Origin of the sequence: Micromonospora globbae (assembly GCF_036184225.1) — a bacterium.
In the GTDB taxonomy this organism is placed as follows: Bacteria; Actinomycetota; Actinomycetes; order Mycobacteriales; family Micromonosporaceae; genus Micromonospora; species Micromonospora globbae.
On the sequence record NZ_CP108084.1, the window covers coordinates 5,711,797 to 5,730,255 of the forward strand.

General features: G+C 70.9%; 12 protein-coding genes. 6 read left to right on the forward strand and 6 right to left on the reverse strand.

Annotation, left to right across the window (positions count from 1 at the left end):
• Window positions 1–50 precede the first annotated feature (50 nt).
• Entirely contained in the window at window positions 51–1,238 is a 1,188-nt protein-coding gene (locus tag OG994_RS25920) for a Rossmann-fold NAD(P)-binding domain-containing protein (protein WP_328851271.1), read from the forward strand.
• Window positions 1,239–1,363: 125 nt separating this feature from the next.
• The gene (locus OG994_RS25925) at window positions 1,364–2,368 is read left to right on the forward strand and encodes a DUF4192 domain-containing protein (RefSeq protein WP_328851272.1); all 1,005 of its coding nucleotides are present in this window, start codon (window positions 1,364–1,366) and stop codon (window positions 2,366–2,368) included.
• A 798-nt stretch (window positions 2,369–3,166) separates the two neighbouring features.
• On the opposite strand, the gene OG994_RS25930 is transcribed toward OG994_RS25925, so the two are convergent.
• Window positions 3,167–3,496: a hypothetical protein gene (locus OG994_RS25930; protein ID WP_328851273.1), complete on the reverse strand. Its 330-nt coding sequence runs from the start codon at window positions 3,494–3,496 to the stop codon at window positions 3,167–3,169.
• Window positions 3,497–3,633: 137 nt separating this feature from the next.
• Between OG994_RS25930 and OG994_RS25935 the strand changes: the two genes are divergently transcribed.
• The 3 genes from OG994_RS25935 (at window position 3,634) to OG994_RS25945 (ending at window position 5,362) form a co-directional block, all read left to right on the forward strand.
• Window positions 3,634–3,846 carry a hypothetical protein gene (locus OG994_RS25935; RefSeq protein ID WP_328851274.1) on the forward strand — a complete coding sequence of 71 codons (213 nt, stop codon included), beginning with the start codon at window positions 3,634–3,636 and terminating at the stop codon, window positions 3,844–3,846.
• Between the two features lie 146 nt (window positions 3,847–3,992).
• Complete coding sequence (locus tag OG994_RS25940; RefSeq protein WP_328851275.1) at window positions 3,993–4,373, forward strand: hypothetical protein; 381 nt, start codon at window positions 3,993–3,995, stop codon at window positions 4,371–4,373.
• A gap of 395 nt (window positions 4,374–4,768) precedes the next feature.
• Window positions 4,769–5,362 carry a restriction endonuclease gene (locus OG994_RS25945; protein WP_328851276.1) on the forward strand — a complete coding sequence of 198 codons (594 nt, stop codon included), beginning with the start codon at window positions 4,769–4,771 and terminating at the stop codon, window positions 5,360–5,362.
• A 704-nt stretch (window positions 5,363–6,066) separates the two neighbouring features.
• Here the strand turns inward: OG994_RS25945 and OG994_RS25950 are convergent.
• The 5 genes from OG994_RS25950 to OG994_RS25970 all read right to left on the reverse strand — a co-directional run bounded on the left by OG994_RS25950 (window position 6,067) and on the right by OG994_RS25970 (window position 17,642).
• Window positions 6,067–8,703, reverse strand: a complete 2,637-nt coding sequence (locus tag OG994_RS25950; RefSeq protein ID WP_328851277.1) for a TIGR02391 family protein — start codon at window positions 8,701–8,703, stop codon at window positions 6,067–6,069.
• Window positions 8,704–9,058: 355 nt separating this feature from the next.
• Complete coding sequence (locus OG994_RS25955) at window positions 9,059–10,183, reverse strand: DUF2637 domain-containing protein (protein WP_328853797.1); 1,125 nt, start codon at window positions 10,181–10,183, stop codon at window positions 9,059–9,061.
• 53 nt (window positions 10,184–10,236) lie between these two features.
• The gene (locus tag OG994_RS25960; protein WP_328851278.1) at window positions 10,237–13,038 is read right to left on the reverse strand and encodes a BTAD domain-containing putative transcriptional regulator; all 2,802 of its coding nucleotides are present in this window, start codon (window positions 13,036–13,038) and stop codon (window positions 10,237–10,239) included.
• A 603-nt stretch (window positions 13,039–13,641) separates the two neighbouring features.
• Window positions 13,642–15,852, reverse strand: coding sequence for an AfsR/SARP family transcriptional regulator (locus OG994_RS25965; protein WP_328851279.1), 2,211 nt, complete (start codon window positions 15,850–15,852; stop codon window positions 13,642–13,644).
• Window positions 15,741–17,642: an Hsp70 family protein gene (locus tag OG994_RS25970; RefSeq protein ID WP_328851280.1), complete on the reverse strand. Its 1,902-nt coding sequence runs from the start codon at window positions 17,640–17,642 to the stop codon at window positions 15,741–15,743. Before OG994_RS25970 ends, OG994_RS25965 begins: the two co-directional genes overlap by 112 nt.
• 327 nt (window positions 17,643–17,969) lie before the next feature.
• On the opposite strand from OG994_RS25970, the gene OG994_RS25975 reads away from it, so the two are divergent.
• Window positions 17,970–18,341: an ArsR/SmtB family transcription factor gene (locus OG994_RS25975; protein ID WP_328851281.1), complete on the forward strand. Its 372-nt coding sequence runs from the start codon at window positions 17,970–17,972 to the stop codon at window positions 18,339–18,341.
• Window positions 18,342–18,459: the final 118 nt, after the last annotated feature.

Sequence of the window (18,459 nt, forward strand, 5' to 3'; positions counted from 1 at the left end):
CCGGCCGTGCCCGGGATTTCCCACCCGCGAGCCTCCAAAGGGGAAACCTCATGACACTGCCGCCGCTGATTCACCCGACCGGCACACCCACCGCCGTCACGACGAGCCCGACGACGCGTGCGCCTCAGCCGCGCATCGCCGTCGTCGGCGGATCTCTCACCGGCTGCGCCACCGCGCTGCTGCTCCTACACGCCGGTTTCCACCAGGTCACCGTGTATGAAGCCGCCCCCGATGCCGCGCCGCGCGGCGGCGGGCTGATCGGCCTGGAACACCCCGCCCTGGACATCCTCGACCGCCTCGGCATCGGCCAGAACGAGGTTGTCGCCCACGACTCCGAGACCGTCCGCCGAGTCACCGTCCGCGCCCGCCAGCCCATCCACACCCTCCGGCAGCGCTACCCGGGCCGCAACACCACCTGGACACTGCTACACGCCGCCCTGGCCACCCGGCTACCCGCCGGGGTGCTGCGCACCGGCCGCCGGGTCGCCGCGCTCGGCGTCCACCACAAACAACCCGTCCTGACCTTCGGTGACGGCTCCCGCGAGGTCGCAGACCTGGTGGTGTTCGCCGACGGACGCACCTCCACCGGCCGCCGCCTGCTCGACCCGTCCCGCCGGCTGCGGTACGCCGGCTACGTCGCCCACCGCGGCCACGCCCCCGCCCCCGCCCAGCCGCTGCGCGACTTCCTACGCCTCGAGCCGGGACCCGGCTGCCAGTACAACGTCGCCCCCATTCCCGGCGGGCTGGACTGGACGCTCTACCTCACCTGCAGCCCCACCGCCTACGCCCACCACTTTGGGGCGCCGCCCGAGCGGCGGACGTTCGCCCTGCCCCATCACGTCGGGCCGGCGGCCCGCGCACACGTCGACGCGCACGCCACCCGGCTGCTCCCCGCCGCGCACGCCGCGATCGTGCACGCCACCACCGTGCGGATGGCCGTGCCGATGATGGACATCGACCCGCCCACCCGCATGGCATGGCCTGTCGGCGCCGGGTGGGCGGTGCTGCTCGGCGACGCCCTCGCCCCCGTGCGCCCGCACACCGCCCGCGGCGCGAACAACGGCATCGAACAGGCCGCCGGCCTCGTCACCGCACTCACCCAACACCACCGCTGGGGCGCCGACCTGGGCGCGGCCCTGCACGGCTGGCAACGCCGCCACCTGCCCGCCGCGGTCGCCGCCGTCCACCGGGGCGCCGCCATCGGCGCCCGCCTCGGCCTCGGCCATCACCCCCACTGAGCAACCTCTTCGACCTGACCGATCCCGGCGGCGGCAGACGCGTGATCTGCCGCCCGTCCCACCGCCAGCCCCGCACGCCACGCCCAGCGGCCGCAGGGCCCCTTTTCTGCCAAGGAGTTACCCCTATGACGCACGACCAGCCGGCCCGGCTACCGGTGACCTCCATCAGCGACCTGCTCGCCGCCGTGCCCTACCTACTCGGCTTCCACCCCGCCGACAGCCTCGTCACCATCGGCCTCACCGGCCACCGCATCACCGTGGCAGCCCGAGCCGACCTCCCCGCCCCCGCCACCATCCCCGACTGGGTGCCGCAGGCGGTGCGGCAGCACCTCGCCCTGCTGCGCAACGTCGACGCCACCACCGCCATCCTCATCGGCTACGGACCCGCCACCGCCGTCACCCCGGTCGTGGACGCGATCACCCCACACCTGCACGCCGCGGGCATCACCATCTTCGACACGCTGCGCGTCACCGCCGGGCGCTACCACTCCTACCAATGCCAGGACCCGCGCTGCTGCCCGCCCGACGGGGTGCCGTTCGACCCGCACTACAGCCCCACCACTGTGCACGCGATCGTGGCCGGGCAGACCGCACTGCCCGACCGGGCCGCACTCGTGGCCAGCCTCGCCCACACCGCAAGCACCGGCATGACCGAGGCCAGCCGCAGGGCGCAGGAACGCGCGCTCGCCGCCCAGATCTCCGGCGGGCGGGCGGCGCTCATCCGCGCCGGCAGACAAGCCGTCGGCGAGGCCTTCGCCCGCTACGCCGCAGACGCCGCCCTCACCGACGACGAGGTGGCCTGGCTAGCGGTTCTCCTCGCCGACATCGCCGTCCGCGACCACGCCGGACAGGCCACCGGACAGGCCACCGGGACCGAGCCCTGGCTCCTCGCCCTGTGGACCGACATCACCCGCCGCGCCGATCCCGCCTACGCCGCCGCCCCCGCCACCCTGCTCGCCCTCACCGCATGGCGGCACGGACAAGGCGCCCTCGCCGCCGTCGCCCTCGACCGCGCCCTCGCCGCCGACCCCCACTACCGGCTCGCGCACCTCGTCGACCACGCCCTGCGCCACGGCATCCCACCCACCGCCCTCGACCACGGGCCGACCTCCGGCAACCCCGCCCGGTAACAGCCCGAACCACCCCGCCCCAGACGCCCGGGCGGCCACGCCAGTTAGCGCCACCGCCGCCCAAGGCATCCCGGTCATCACTGCCTCGCGCCTAGTACCGCGCGTCAACGACTTGATCAATCCGAAAAGTCGAGCGTCACTGCACCCGGCTGCCACCCCTGTGGCGAACCCGACCGCGTCAGCCCATGCCGCGGGCCCAGGGGTGGCGGCCTTGTACCGGCCGAAACACCAACCGGAAGGACCGCGACTCATGGTTTCGCCACACCGCCGCGCGATACCGCGCACCGTCACCGACGTTCTGTTGTGGCTACTCGCCAGCGACGTCGCCGCCGCCCACCAACCACAGCCGCACCGGCCCGACCGCTGCGGCAACCTGCGCTGCGCCGGCCAGGCATACCCGTGCCCACCGGCACGTGACGCCCACCGCGCCCACCAGGCCGCCACCCGACCCGAGCCGCGACCGCGAGGCCGCGCACGGGTTGCCCCGCCCGCGCACCAGAACACCGGCTGGTTCCAGCCCGCCCGCACCCACCCCCGCGCCGCCTGAAGCCACGGCGACCCGGAACCCCTCGCCACCGTCGCCGCCCTGCCCCTGGACCGGCCCGCACGCCGCCGTGCGCTGCGCGCCGGCCTGCGCCACGACACCCGCGTCGTCATGCTCCGCCGCACCACACCCGTCACCGAAGCCACCGGCGAGGCGAATTGGCACTACCGGGTGCGGTTCATCGTTCGCGGGCCACTGGCGGCGCCTGGTCAACGCCGACGGCCAGCCCTACCGCATCTGGATCCGCTCCTACATCAAAGGCCCCGACGCAGCACCGCTGCTGCTCGCGAAGCCGTCTCCGTCCTCGCCCGACGACCCGACTGCGCCAGGAGATACACGTGATGCACGACGCCGCGTATCCCTTCGACACCGCCAACCGCGCCTACCAGCGTTTCCTCTCCCTCGCCAGCGACCACTTCGAAGTCCTCAGCTGGCACAACGCCACCACCGGCCGGCCCACCCTCATCACCGTGACCGACATCGGCAGCCGCGACACCTTCAGCCTTGCCCTGCTCGACAGCGTCGAGTACCGCACCCCGCTCGCACTGCTCGCCGTCACCACCACCGCCGCGCTCTCCCTGCACGGCCCGATCGCCGGCCGCGCCGCCACCGCCGACTACGCCCCCCACCTGGCCATAAATAACCCCGACATCGCCGCCACCACGCCATGGCCCTCCACAACCCCACCCAGACGCACGTCGGCGACGACGGATGGACACAAGTGCTGCCAGACATCGCCCGGGCCGCACGAACCATCACGATCGACGCCCCGCGCGTGGCGTTGGCCCTGCTGGACCGCGACCGCGCTCGCCTCGCCGTCGTCGGGCCCTTCGCCACCCTCGACGCCGCCGACGCCTGGCAGCCCACAGCCCACCGGCAGCCGCCGGCCGACCGGCTCCTGCTGCCCATGCACGCCCCTGACAGCCCGTACTGACCGACGCTGCCCGTCCGACCAGCACATCCCCGCCGCGGCTGCGCCAGGCCATCCCGCCAGCCACCGCCAGCGGCATCAACCATGTCAACAGAACGGGGCGTCGCCGACGGGCGGCGCCCCGTCAACTACGTCAGGAGGCAGACAACATGGAATCTGTATCCGACTCCACCGCTGACGCCGGCCGACAGGAGGAACTTAGCGTCGGCGACCCGTTCCTCGGGAAGTCACGGCTGCTGTCGCGCCAGTGCGACACCTGCATTTTCGCCCCCGGCAACCGCATGCACCTCGGCCCGGGACAACTACGTGCCCTCGTCACCGAGGCCCGCGAGCAAGACTCCTACATCATTTGCCATGACACCTTGCCGCACTACCTGCACCCGCAGGCGAAGCCCGCGATCTGCCGCGGTTTCGCCGACCGCTACCGCACCCAAGCCCTCGAACTCATCGAGCGGCTCTGGGGCTTCGTAGAAGTCAACCCACCACAGCCATCCAAGCAGCACCAAAGTGACGAAGGACCCGGCCAGTGACCGGTAACCGAGGACTTCATGCGCGGCCAGAGCCAGATGATCGACCGGGTCGGCTGGCCGGTAACCCGCGCGGCGACGATGACACCGGTACGTCCACACCGGCTCACCGCCCACGGCTATCCCGAGCTGCTGATCGCTGTCCTCGACCCCACCATGCTTCGGCCACATCCAACGGGTCGGCGACCTGATCGCCGGGTGGGCTGGACAGGACGCCCCGTTCAGCCCACCGCCTGGAACTGCGGTAGATGCATCCCGACCCCGGCCTGCTAACGCGTCCACCAACGCGCTTCCCGGAATCCCCGCGCACCCCGCGACCGCCCCCGCGGCTGTTGTCACACCCCGCCGCTACCTTTTGTGCGCGGTCTCTAACACACCGTTGACCTGGGGAGGTTGGAGTGGCTCGACGTAAGCTGCGGCGGGGCAAGCGCAGCAACGCGGCGACGCTCACCGCGACCGGCGGGGGCCTGCTCGCCGTGTCGGCCGTAGTCCAGGTCGTGCGCGAGCACCCGGTCATCGCCTCCCTGGTCGCGCTCGCCACGCTCGTCAGCGTGAGCGCCTGGCTCTACCTGCGGTGGGCAGGCGCGCGGCAGTTGGCCGAGCACGAGCGCAACGTGGCGGTCACCGACCACATGTCCGGGCCAGAGTTCGAGCAGTTCGTCGCACGGCTGATGCGCGCCAGCGGATACCGCAACGTCACCGTCTGCGGGGGCGCCGGCGACATGGGCGCCGACGTGATCGGGCAGTCACCGTGCAGCCGCCGGGTGGTGGTGCAGTGCAAGCGGTACAAGGGCAACCTGGGCAGCCCACACGTCCAGCGGTTCGCGGGAACCGCCCGCGACATCCATCGCGCTGACGTCGCGCTGCTGGTGACCACCGGCCGTCCGACCGTACAGGCGCGGGAGGTGGCGCTGCGCTGCCGCATCATGCTCGTGGACCGGCCAGCGCTGGCCCAGTGGGTCAGCACACAGGTGCTCCACCTAGAGCACTGAGGCAGAGGCGGCACGGGAGCGCCGGGCTCGTCGCTCAACGAGCAGCGCTACTGCGCGGCGACGACGGTCTGCCGGCGGATGGCCTGGTCGACCGGGACGGGAGGCGGATGAGTCCGCGCCACGCCCGCCTCGATCTGCCCAAGAAGGCTTCCCGCTTGTGCGGCATAGGGGCATCCTCCGCTTCCCACCGGCGCCCGGGGGAGCAAGAAGCGGGACCCCTTTGTCGTTGTGGGCCGGCAGCTGGCTGTGACGGACGAAATGGGCTCCACCGGGACGCGGCCATAACTGGCCCCACCACGGGCCGGTCTCGCTGAGAGCCAAGAACGGTGCGTGAAGGCCGAGACTGCTAGTGCTGCTGTGCGGCAGCGCGCGGATCTGCCGAGATCAGTGCACCCGATCATGCCGAGACGGGGTGCATCTGATCATGCTAAATCCAACCTGCGCTGTCGCAGTTCACTATCCGCGAGTCGGAGGCGAAATAGCCGTGGCCCACGCACCTGAAATCGCTCCTGCCCATGCAGGCCCCAATGAATGCCCAGCTAACCGCCCAGCTGCTCCTTAGTGGTCAAGGACTGAGCAAGGCCGTCAGTTTCCGCTAGGGCGATCTTCTCCACTGACGTCGGCAGTGCCGCGAAACGCGTCTAGTTCAGGGTTCATCACTCACTTACGGCCGCTCAGCCATGACTCGACCTACGCAGTGAACATCAGGGCAGGATGCGAGTTACGGCTCCCCGGCCGAACTCGGCGACGTACACCGTGCCATTGCCTGAGCAGGCGAGGCTTCCGGGGTTTCTTAGGCCCGTGGCGACCTCGCGCGTTTGGGAGTCGCGAAGGGCGAGTACCTGTCCTTTGTGAAAGTCGGTGAGGAAGAGTGTCTGGTCGTACATGATGATGTCGGTGATATCGAGCGATGCGGGTGGGCGGCCAACGTCCTCCACCTGCCCTGGCGCTTTCAGAGGGAAGCTCAGCAGCCGACGGGGCGTGCCGGCGGCGACGTAGACACGTTCATCGTCTGCGGCGAGCGCCACCACGAGCCCACCGACCTCCGCCAACTTTGTCGGCTTACTGTCGGCGGCGATTTGCCACACCTCGCCGGTCTGAGTGCCAACGATCAGCGTGGTTCCCACCCAGCACATGGAGCTGATCAGGTGGGCCTCGGGAAGCTCTATCAGCCGGCTGCGCCGGTACTGCTCGTCCGCACGCAAAAGAAGGATGCCGCGCCGGTCGAGCATTCGTATGGATAGGTCGCCGTTCGTCGCGGCGGCGATCGTGTCTGTGCCGCCGTAGACGGGAGGCAGGAGGGGTACGGAGGTCAGGATCTCGTACTTGCCGTGCTCGACGGCCCAGAGGGCGCCTTGACGTGTGCTGACTACGAGCTTGTCACCAATGCAGGCGACGCCGGCCACAGGAGGTAGCCCTGTCAGCACCTCGGCTATCGCGCCGCTGAGATGAGCGCCGACCTGGATCGAGGCAGCACAGTACAGGCCATCGTGGTGAAGCCGTAGTGTCGTCGTCCCGTCGTGTTTGGCGGTGACGACGCCTCCTTTATAGTGGGCCACGCGCTCGTCGTCTGACACTACGCCTGGGCTGTCGAGTGGCTCGGTCCAGCTGGCTACGCCGTCGGTTACGTGGCGTAGGGCGCGCAGGGGCGTTTTCTCGTCCCGTCGAAGTCGCACCACTGGCGGCTCCAGCGAGACTCTGTAAGTCCGTTCGGGCTGACCGGGGCCGATGACTGCTCCATTGAACAACGTGGCCCCATCGTAGATCTTGGTCAGTTGCGTCGATCCTTCTTGGTGAGCCCACACCGTTCCAATGGATCTGCCGCCGGACGACCAGCGAATGTAGTCACCGACCTGGTAGGGCTCGTCGGTCGGGAAAATCCGGTGAAGGTGAAGGCCCTCCTCGAAGCTGTGCAGGCGCACTCCATGGATATCTGAATGAGGGGCGCCCGACTCGTCACGGAACAGTTCGATCCCGACCTCCTCCACGCGATGCCAGTTGTCGCTGCCCAGTTCGTGCGAGACGAAGACTGGCACCGCAGGACCCTGTCGTGTGCCAGCCACGAGGTAGAGGTCGTGCGGTCCAGTCGAAATGCCATCGACATCGATCGTCAGCGTAGCGGCCGTTCTTGCCCGAACACGGCACGGTTGATCATCGAGCCACACCTGCACTTCCGGACCGAGCCGCTGGACCGACAACTCCAGCAGATCACCTCGCTGCTGGTAACCCACCACAGCCGGTGCAAGCTCCACCCCTCGGTCTAGTAAGTCAAGCAGGGCACTGGCGTGTGCCAGCAACCGGAGGCACTCGTTACGCGATCGACACGGCAATGCAGGTCTGTCCTTGTGAGACCGATCTCCTTTGTGTAGGCCCACAGCGCCGCCGAAGAGCTCGACGAGCCGATCCGCGTCTCGTTGCCGGTCGGAGATGCTGATCCGGGGCTTGCCGGAGTTCTTACCAAACGCCTCCTCGACAAGGCGATCCCCTATTGAGTTCAGGCCGGTCCGCTGCTGAACTTCGTGCTCGATCCGGCGGAAGGCGGCGAAGATCGCGTCGTCGAAATGGCCACTGCGCAACTGTTTCACGGAGGCGTCGATTATTTCGGGGCGCAATATCGTGACTAGGACGTCGAGGGGTGTCGCGTCGTCTTGTCCGCCGTCGCCGACCGTCTGCACTGGCAGGTCCACGGAAAGCTCGAGCGCAGGGGACCGTGCCTCGTGGACCCTTTGCCAGAACTCTCGATCACGTTCAAGAAGTTCATCAACATCGGCGAGGCCGCGGAACTGGCGAACACCGCGACTCAGAGTAAATGTCCATCTCCACCGCTGCTGCGATGCATGGCCCGCGCTGTTCCAGAAGGTCGGCATGGCTTCGGCAAGGACACCCAACCGGATCACCCGTGCGCGGGCCTCAGCGACCTCCGGCAACTCCGCACGATCATCGTCCTGGGCGTCGGCGTCGAGAGGAAGTCCGGCATGCGTGGCGAACTCGACGCTCGACACCACGACCTGACCGTCACTCTCATCGGCCCGTTCGCGCTCGGCGGCCCATCTCAGAAATGACACCAAGAACTGCAGGTCATCCTTGCTGTTGGTGCAGGCCGCAACACCGCGAAGGGTCAACCGGACCTCGTCGGTGTCCGAGAAGATCGCTCGGCTCCAGGACCGCGGCAGGTACTCAGCGGGAAGCCCGGCGAGCTCAGCCTGCGCATCCTCGATCCCGTACTGGCGATCAAGGACGCGGTCGACCTGCGTAAACGTCGGCCATGCACCTCGTTCGCGCAACTGGTCGTACACCACCTGCACGGCGACGCTGAGCCGCCCGGACTTTCCCTCAGTCACGTGGCGATTCTCCACGACGGAAAGCCTTGTCTGTTACGCCGATCCACCGGCACCAACCGTGTTGTACGAATCCGTCACATATGCGGCACCCGAAGCCCTGGCGGTCGCCAGCCTGATCCCTAGCGCTCGTGGCGGGTCTGCCAGGCATCCTCATCTGCCGCAGACAACGCGCGGGTCGGCGCTAATCGCCGCGCCGTAAACACCAGCGCCGACTACTTTCGGTAACTTGGAGCAGCGACAGTCAGCCCGTGGTGGGGCCATTTATGGCCGTCCCGGTCGAGCCCATCTCGTCCGTCATAGCTAGGCAGCCGATGGGCGAGGTCGGCGACTCGACGGACCGTGCCGGGGCGCGGTATTAATGCCGAGGTGTGGCGGGGTGGCCGTTGCGGCGTCCGGCGTGGGTCGTTGCTCGCTGTTCCCAATGGCGGCGTACTGTGCGTTCTGACCTGCCGATCCGCGCAGCGACCTCGGCTGGCTTGGCTGCGGGATCCCGGCGCCGCCAGTAGGCGACGGCGGCGGCGGTGTCGGCGGTAATGGGGGCGCCATCCGGTGGATCCACCCGTTCGTAGTCGCTAGCACCCGCCGCTGGCCCTACGCCGGTCCTGAGTTCCGGCGTCTTGGGCAGGCCAGCGTCCGTGGCCGCGAGCACCTGCAGCATGACCTCGGACGGCATGGGATCGGTTGTCTTGGCGGCGGGGGCGGCGGTTTCGTTGAGCGCACCGACCCGTAGGTCGATCATGGCGTTTCCGGCGCCGGCTGCCGTGACTGGGCCAGGCGACCGCTGCTCGGTACCGGGCCGGGGCGATGGTGCCGGGCCATCGTCGCCGTCGCCGCCCACGCCGCTGACGGAGGTCCGCGGCCCGGGCGGGGTGGCGGCATGTGGCGTCAAGATCGAAGGGCGAGTGGATGTCGTCAGCGCAGCGGTGTGCTCGGCCCCGAGGGGGTGCTGGTCGGCTGGGGATGCGGCGACGGTGACCTCGTTGGATTCGGGCGGTGATGGGACGTGCCCTACGGCTGCTGACAAAGAGTCGAGGGCCGCTGGCGCCAGTGCCGTGGCCTGTTCGGTGGCGGTGGTGGGTGCGGATGTGGCGCGGATGCGGGCAGTGATTTCGACGAGGCTGACGCTGGCGACCACGACGAGTCCGTCGACGGAGATGGGCAGGAGGTATGCGGCGCCGTAGCCGCTCTCGCCGTAGCGGGCGGCGACGCCGACGAGGTGCCAGTAGGACACCCAGGCTGCGATGATGGCGATGACGGCGGCGGCGGTGACGCGGATCGCGCCCAGGTACCAGCGGTGGTGGGGGACGCGGGAGATCAGCTCGACGGTGAGCAGCAGCGCCAGGGGCGGCCAGGCGGCGATGACCTGGCTGATGGGGTTCGGCCGGGCGTGCAGGACGTTCGCCGCCACGGACGCGGCGACGCCGAGGGTGAGGGTGGCCCGTACCGCCCATCGCAGCCTGCGTAGCTGCTTGCCGGTCATGGTGCTCTCGGCGGGCGTCACGGCCGGGACGGTTGCCGGTTGCGGCGTGCTGCTCATCGCGCCGGTCCGCGGGTGAAGCGACGCGGGTCGCGTCGGGAGCGCACCTCGGTGATGAGCCGGTCGGCGAGGGCGAGGGTGTCGTCGCTGGGTTCGGTGTCGATTTCGGTGAGGCGTTGGGTCAGGGTGCGGCGCAGCGCGCGGATGGCGTCCAGGTCGCCGAGTTGGGCGTGGGCGTGCATCGCTTGCTGGTAGAGCTGTTCGTTGTAGGGGTGGTGTGGCAGGGCGGCGGCGCAGACGGCGGCCTGTTGGTCGGGTTGGTCGGTGAGTTCCTCGAGCAGCGCGGTGACGGCGTCGAGGGCTTCGCGTTGCACGGCGTGGCGGTGGGGTTCGAGCCATTCGTAGTCGCAGCCTTCGGCGAGGGGTCGGTAGGTGTCGACGGCGTGCCGGAGCGCGTGGAGGCGTTCGGCGTGGGTGCCGGTGGTGGTGCGCACGGCGGCGCGGAGCCGCCACAGGTCGATGTCGAACCGGTCGGGGTTGAGTTGGTAGCGGTGGTGTAGACGGGTGATGTAGGTGCCGGGGCCGGCGTGGTGGCGGAGCACGGCGCGCAGGTCGGAGATGTAGGTGTGCAGCCGGTGGGTGGCTTTGCTGGCGGGGGCGTCTGGGAGGAGGTCGTCGAGGATCGCCTCGGCGGGGGCGTCGCCGCCGCACACGGCCAGGTAGACCAGCAGTTCCATGGACTTGGCGCGCATCGGCCGCGGGTGGGTGGCGCCGATGATGGCTGGCCGACCGAGCACCGTCACCTCGACCCGGTCGCGAGACGACACCAGCGCCGCCGCGCCTGGCGTGGACGCGGCGACCGGATCCTGCCGGGGTTCGGGCGATGGCCGGCCGGTCAGGGTCCCGGCGTCGGCGGCGGGGTGATCGATGCTGGTGGGGCGCTCGTTCGCCTCGCAGGCGGGCCGGTGGCCGCTGGCCGTGGTCCTGGCGGTGCCGGGGTGAGGGCTGGTGGCGGCCGTGTCCGCGCTGCCGTCTGCGTGTTTCAGGGGCGCCGGGTCGGTGATGCTGTCGGCGGCGGTGTGGGCTGGGGGCGCCGTGGGCGGGGACTGTGGTGCGGTGTCGGCGGGGGCGGGCGCCGGGCGCTCGCCGGTGTGGGATTCCGCCAGGGTCGCCAGGATGTCGATGGTGTCGGTGGGGTTGAGCACGGCGAGCCGGCCGATGTCGGCGGGATGGGTGCCGTGGCGGGCGTCGCTGTCGGCGCGGCGGACGGTGCCGTCGTCGGCGACGACGGCGGTGTCACCGTGAGGCCAGGCGCCGAGCAGCACGCCGTGGATATCCAGGCGGTGGCCTTGCGTGAGCAGGGCGGCGACGCGCGTACGTTCGTGGCGGCCGGCCGCGTCGGCTAGCAGCATGAGCGGCGGGAGGGGCTCTTCGTCGGGGCTGGCGGCCCGCAGGTCGGCGACGGTGTCGACCTCGTGTTGGTAGACCAGCCGGGTGCGGTGCATGGTCTGTTCCTCGAGAATGTCCAGGGCTTCGCTGAGGTCGGCGGTGATGGTCAACCTCGGCGTGTAGGGCAGGCTGCTGGCGGCGGCACCCAGCAGGGCTGCCGCGGTCGTGGCGGGGATGACGACGCGGGTACGGGCGCCGGGATGGTCCTCGCCGTTGGCGGCGAGGGCGGCGGCGAGGAAGCCGCGGGCGGCGGCTTCGGCGCCCGGCCCGGTCAGGCCGAGCCCCGCCGACGGCCAAGCCAGACGGTGGTGGAGAGCCGGTGCCACCGGCGCGGCGACATCCGTGATGGCCCCACTGCCATCGGTGCGCCTGTCGAGGTCGGAGACGATATCGGCCCGGCCGGTACTGTCGACCGTTGATGGGCGGCCGTCGCCGGGAGGCTGATCACTGTGAGGACGCGTGCGCCGGGCGGGCTGGGATTCGGCGTCGGCGGGGTGGAGTCCACGTCGGATGGCGCGGACCGCGCGGGGCATGGGCGCCAGGCCAGGGTCGGACGTGTGTGACCGACCGGGCGGCCTCCGGCTGCGGTAGCGGCGTTGCCGGTGGGCCCAGACCAGAGCGACCGCGGTCGTGATCGCCACAGCCAACCCGCCATCGAGCCAGCCGCCAGTGGGAAGCCAGACGCCGTCACCGGATCGCCGCTGGCGGCTTGCGTCGCCCGCGCCGGGGGTGGGGGCGGTGGCATCACCGTCGGGGCCGGCGCCGGTGGGCGTCGGGCTCGCCGTTGCGGCAGCGCCGGCGGGAGCGTGCGGCGCGGCGCTCGCGGGTACGCCGCTGCCTGGGGCAACGTCGAGCGTGGGTTCAGGTGTGGCCGCGTCAGGTCCGGCCGGCGGTCGGGCGCGAGCTGCGGGGCGGGAGCCGCCGGCGGGTGCAGCGGCGGCGGGCAGGTCAAGCGTCCAGCCCGGGTAGATGAGGTCCGGGTCGCGCAGGACGCCGCCGACGTCAGGGAAGCGGGCGCCGCGGTTGAGCGCGAAGATCTCCGGCCAACGGTCCGCGTCGCCGAGACATCCCTGCGCGATGCTGGACAAGGTATCCCCGCGGTGCACCGTGTAAGTCGCCCTCTCAGCGTCGCCAACCTGGCGGAAGGGAACCGCCCGCTTGGCAGCGAGGTCGCCTCTGGCGGTGGCGCCCGGCCCTGAAAGGGCCGGACGGTGCATCTCCTCGGCGGCAGTGGCGGTGGGGGCGTCGGCCTGAGCGGGCGTCGCGGCAGCGGCCGTGCTCATGGCGGTCGCGCCCAGCACGGCCGCCGTCAGGCCCTGCAACGGCCCTGGCATCCGCACGGTCGGCAGCTGTCGCATCACCCGAGCAGCCCGCGCGTACACGCGGACGATGACCGCTGCGGCGACCAACCCCCACAACAACCACGCCGCGATGTAGGCGAGTCCGGCGAGGAAACCGGCGCTCAGCGGTTCCTGGACCCAGCCGCGCAGTACGGCCGTCCACGACGCCCCCGGGCTCGGCCAGCTGGCCATGCGGACGAGCACCGCCGGTACCGCGACGAGCAGCACCGTGACCGCCGTGCCGCTGGCGACCGACGCGGTTGCGATTCTCATCGTCCCTCCCACCGGGCGTTCGGATGGACACAGTCAGCGGCAGCGGGCCACCCTCGGCGCCTCGGAGCGCTTGCTGTGGCTCGACCGTAGGGCCGCCAAAGGCCGCGGCGGGGCTACGGCAGCTGACGGGACCTCACACGGCCTTACACGACCTCACAACCGCAGCTCACCGAGCCGCGGCCCATACGGGGCGGCGCCGAACCGGGTCTCTGCGCCTTCTCTTCCGTCATGCCGTCATGACGCCCGTTATGCCGTGATGACGGCACGGGAGCCCGATTCCACCTGGTAGTCGGATCACGACGAAGGCGGGTCGCCGCTCCTCAAGCCGGCCGATGGGTGGGGAAAGGAGAGATCGCCTCTGTCCCGATGCGGGCGGCGCTACCGGCGGGAGACGCCAGGTCAGCCGCGAACCGTGGGCATCCGTTTGGCAACGGGCGGACCGCTCATGTTCGTCGCCGCCGACCCAACCTGGTCGCCCGGGTGCAAACCCGCGGCGGTGAGACGGCGGATGTAGCCCTCGCGTAGCTCGTGAGCCGCGTGGTGCTCGCCGAGCGCGGTGAGGACGTTCACCGTGCGGGTGTGCAGGTCGGTGTTGTAGGGGTCGATGCGGATGGCGGCCTGCAGCAGCGTGAGGGCGCGCTGCTTGTCAATGGCGGTGTCGGCGAGGGCCACGTGCGCGCCGAGGACATGTCGGCGGATGGTTTCGCGTATGGGGTCGAGCCAGGGCCAGGTGCGTCCGGTGGCGAGTTCGTCGGGGTAGGCGTCGATGACGGCCTGCCAGGCGATGGGGGTGTTGGTGACGGCGGTGGCGGCGTGCTGGATCGCGTCGTGGAGGCGCCACAGGTCGACCTGGATGTGGGCGGGGTTGAGGCGGTAGCGGTCGTCGGCATGGTCGAGGAGGTTCAGCCCGCAGGCGTCCCGGACAACGCCGCGGAGTTCACTGAGGGTGGTGTAGAGCCGGCCGGCGAGGGACTGCCGGGGTACGCCGGGCCAGATGGCGCCGATCAGCTGGCGGGTGTCGGCGCCGTCGGGGTGGACGGCGAGGTAGACGAGGACCTGGACGGCGGCGCTACGTCTGACAGCCACGGGGTGACCGTCGATAAGCAGTGTCGGTTCGCCCAGCACACGCAGCTCCAACCGGCGGCCGGCGGCGGCCTGGGGGAGGGGGTGGTGGCGGGTGGCCTGCCGTGGCACCCGGCGGGTCGGTGTCGCCGACTGGGGGGAGGCGCCGTCCGGTCCAGCCGGGCCGGGTGGTGTCTGGGTGTGGGCGATCACGGCGAGAAGATCAGTGGCCGCGACCTGGTCGAGGACGCACCAACGCGGCCCGGACCAATCGGGGCGGCGCGGGTCGTGCAGGTGGCCTGCGGGGTCAGCGTGCCATGTCGGCCCGGCCGGCCACCTGCCCAGCATGACAACTCTGCCGCGCCTCGTGACCGCCGCCTCGACCAGGGGCGTCACGTCGCGCTGACCGCAGTCGTCCTCGACGATAAGAACAAAGGGCGCCTGGGCGGTGACGGCTGTCCTGCCCTCGCGTGTCTCGGATTCGCCGCGCGCCCGGTCCGGCGGGGCGGCGGATACGACGAGGTGGGCTGCCTCGTCGACGGTGTCCACGACCGCCAGCTGCGGCAGGCGATCGACGAGCGGCTCCATGTGGGGGCCGAGCAGCCTGGTCAGGGCGGCCCTCGTGGTGACCAGGCACGCGGTCGGGTGGCGTTGCCCGGCCAGCAGCACGGTGACCAGAAGGCCCCGTCCGACGGCCAGCGCGCCGGGCCCGGTGATGCCCACACCGCTGCCCGGAACACCCGCGAGGGCGGGGATGCCCGCTGCGGGCGCCATCTCGGCCAACGGGGCGGGTGCGTCGGCGAGGGCTGCCTGCACGGCGGCGGCGGTCGAGGGCAACGGTGCCAGTTCCGGGTCCTCGCGCCCGAGCCGTCCGGGTGGGTGGGGCTGGTAGTCGCGGCGGCGGCGCAGCCAGACGAGGGCCGCTGCGGCGGTGACCTGTTCGGCGACCTCACGGGGCAGCCATCCACCGTGCACCGCGATCCCGTCATAGCGCTGCGCCCTTCCGTCGTGCTTGGCGGCCCCGGTGCCACCAGGACTGTCGAGGGTTCCCACCGGCGCGGGAAGCGGTGGCGCCGGGACGGTCACGGCGTTCGCGCCGGCACCGAGAACGGCAGCTCCGGCCATCCCGGTGGCGGTTGCCTGCAGGGGCGTCGGCAGTGGCAGGCGCGCCAGCCAGCGCGCGGTAGCGCGGATGCGAGTCAGCGTCCGAACGGTGACGGTGTAGGCGAGCACAAGCCACAGAAGCCAGGCCGTGATGGTCAGCGCGGCGGTCACGGTCTGCTCGGTCAGCGGTTGCTGCACCCATGCTCGCAGATGCTCCCCCGTCGGCCACCCGGATATCGGTGGGCCGATCAGGGACAGCAACACCACCGGCGGGCCAGCCAGGAGCGCGAGGACGACCAGCAGCGACATCAGCTGCCGCGGCCACCGCACCCCTACCGACCCCCAGCTGTCGGTATACCGGCCGGGATCATCGCTGGCGGCTGCTCGGCGGGCCTGTGTGGAGCGGGGCGAATGATGCGGGTCCACAACCGGGCGGCCCACCACACCGCGACAGCGACGGCATAGGTGACGCCGAGAATGCCAGCGGCCTGATCACTGACGATCGCGGCCGTGATCACCGCGAGGGGGGCGGCGAGGATGAGCCGGAACATCAGCGGCGCGACCAGCGCCATCACCACCCCGACACCGAGCAGCAGCCCACCGACCCGGCCGGCGACGTCGATCCACAGCAGCAGCTCCGGCCACCGCTCGGCGGTCAGCGAGTACTGCACCAGCCCCATGCCGAGCGTGGCGGTGACAACCGAGCCGGTCGGCGCGGCCAGCAGCGCCGACCAACCGCCGTGCGGGGCACGCCATTGCCGGGCGGCGACCACCGCCATCGCCACGGCTATCACCGCGATCGGGGCGATCGGCCACAGCGCCCAACTCAGAAACCGGCCCACCGGCTGGCCGAAGTACTGGCTGGCGACCACCGCGTACAGGCCGGCGATCGCGGTCCCGAGGGACACTGCGGCGAGGATGCCGATGCCGACCCTCCCGCCCTCAGTGCGGGTGCCGGGGCTGGGACTGCGGGCAGCGATGAGGGAACCGAGCACAGTGCCGGCCGCGAGGCATGCCAGCAGCGCCATCACGGTGGCCATCGTGAACTCGCCCCAGTTCAGGTCCACCCAGAAGTAGATGTTCAGCGTACTGTGCTGCTCCGCGGTCATGAGGCACTGCCAGATCAGCGCCAACGAGGCGAAGCCAGGAACCGCGATCGCGGCGGCGCGCCGCACCGGCGGCACCTCTACCTCCACCCGGTCGGCGGCTCCAGGGCCGGCGGCGCCGGCGTCCGCAGCGCCCCGCACGGCGGCAGATGCGGGCTCCGGTACGACCGAGGGAGTGATGCCCGTGCGCGCGGCGATGGCTTGGGCCAACTGGGGTAGGTGGGTGCTGCCGCCGACGCAGTAGACGCCTGCAACGTCGGTGGCGGTGAGCTCGGCGGCCGTCATCGTCTCCTGGGTCAGCTGCGCCACCCGCTGCAGCACCGGTCCTGCCGCCTGCTCGAGCATGGCGCTGTTCGCGACCACCGGTGGTCGGTCGGGAAGCGGCACCGTGACGGCCGGGTGGGCGGCCAAGGCCTCCTTCGCGGCGCGGGCGCTCTCCACTGTCGTCGACCAGCCTGCGCCGTCGCCGGGCACATCCGGGTCGGTGAGGGTGGCGGCCACGGCCTCGTCGATGGCGGTGCCGCCTGCCGCCGCGTCGGCGAGAGTCGCCAGCACCTCGAAACCCGCTGCGCCGCGGCGCAGCACGCTGATCTCGGCACCCGCACCTACATCGCAGATGACGATGAAAGCCCCGACCGGTAGTTGCACATCGGTGGCCAGCAGATGCCCGGCGACGGCCACCGGGGCCTCGACCAGACGCGGCTGCGGCAACCCGGCTCGGTGCGCGACCTGCCGCATCCATGTGCGCCGCCTCGGACCCCAGCCCGCCGGCACCACCAGCCGCACATCCCGCACCGGCCCACCCGCAACCTGCTCCGCCTCCACCGCCACCCGGCGCAGCGGCGCCGCCGCCACCTCAAGCGCATCCACCGTGGTCCCCTCCACGGTGAGGCTGTCATCGGCAGGACGACGGGGGCTTGGGATCAGCCGGCTCGGCTCCGCCACGGCGGCCTGCCGCGCCTGCTGGCCTGTCCACACCTCACCGCCGGGAGACACGTAGACCGCGCTGGGCAGGTACGGGGCGGCGTCGAACGACAACGACGTTGAGCTCCCATCAGGCCAGGCGAGGACCGCCGTGGTGGTGGCCGTGCCGCAATCGATCGACAGTCGCGCCTCCCACGCCCGCATACGCATAGTCAAACATGAGGATAACGTTCACGTCATCTGCCGATCACTCACAGAGAGCAGGCTCGTGTTCCCGGCCGGGTCACTGCTCGCCCGAACCGAAACGCGGCCGAGCGGGACGGGAAGCGGCGCCGCATGAGCTGCGTAGCGTGCGCCTGGTCGCTCGACCGGGCTAGGTGGCGGAGCTGGTGGCCGTGCCAACCGTCGTGCCGGCGAACGGGCGCCTGGCGCCGGGCCCGCTCGGCCCAGCATTCCTCATACCAGGGCTCTCGGCCGCCATCGGGGTGCTGGTTCTGATTCCGCCGGCCTATCGATGGTTCTGGTGCCACGATGGAAGACGTGGGAACTGCGACAACTGCTACGCCTGCTGTCTCGCCGCTCGGCGGCGAGCCAATCAAGCGCGCCGATGCCGAACGACTCGCGGGAGTGCTGAAGGCAGTCGCCGACCCGGCCCGGCTGCGACTGCTCAGTCTGATCCAGTCCGGTGCGCAGGGCGAGGCATGCGTGAGTGACCTCACCGCGCTGCTTGGTCTCTCTCAGCCGACCGTGAGTCATCACCTTCGGATTCTCACCGAGGCCGGCCTGCTCGTGCGCGAGAAGCGGGGCGTCTGGGCGTACTACCGCCTGGAGCGGTCCGCGATAGCGGCGATCGCTGAGATCTTGACGCCGCCCCGCAAGCGGGCGACGAAGCGGGTCCGCTGAGGCTGCCAAGGCCGTCGCGGGTCCCCAGCCCAAATGGGTCGGCAGACCCACGTCACAGGGTGCGGCGTTGTCCTACCTGGCTTGGCTGGCTTGCCGGCGGCGCAGGGCGGATCCACCC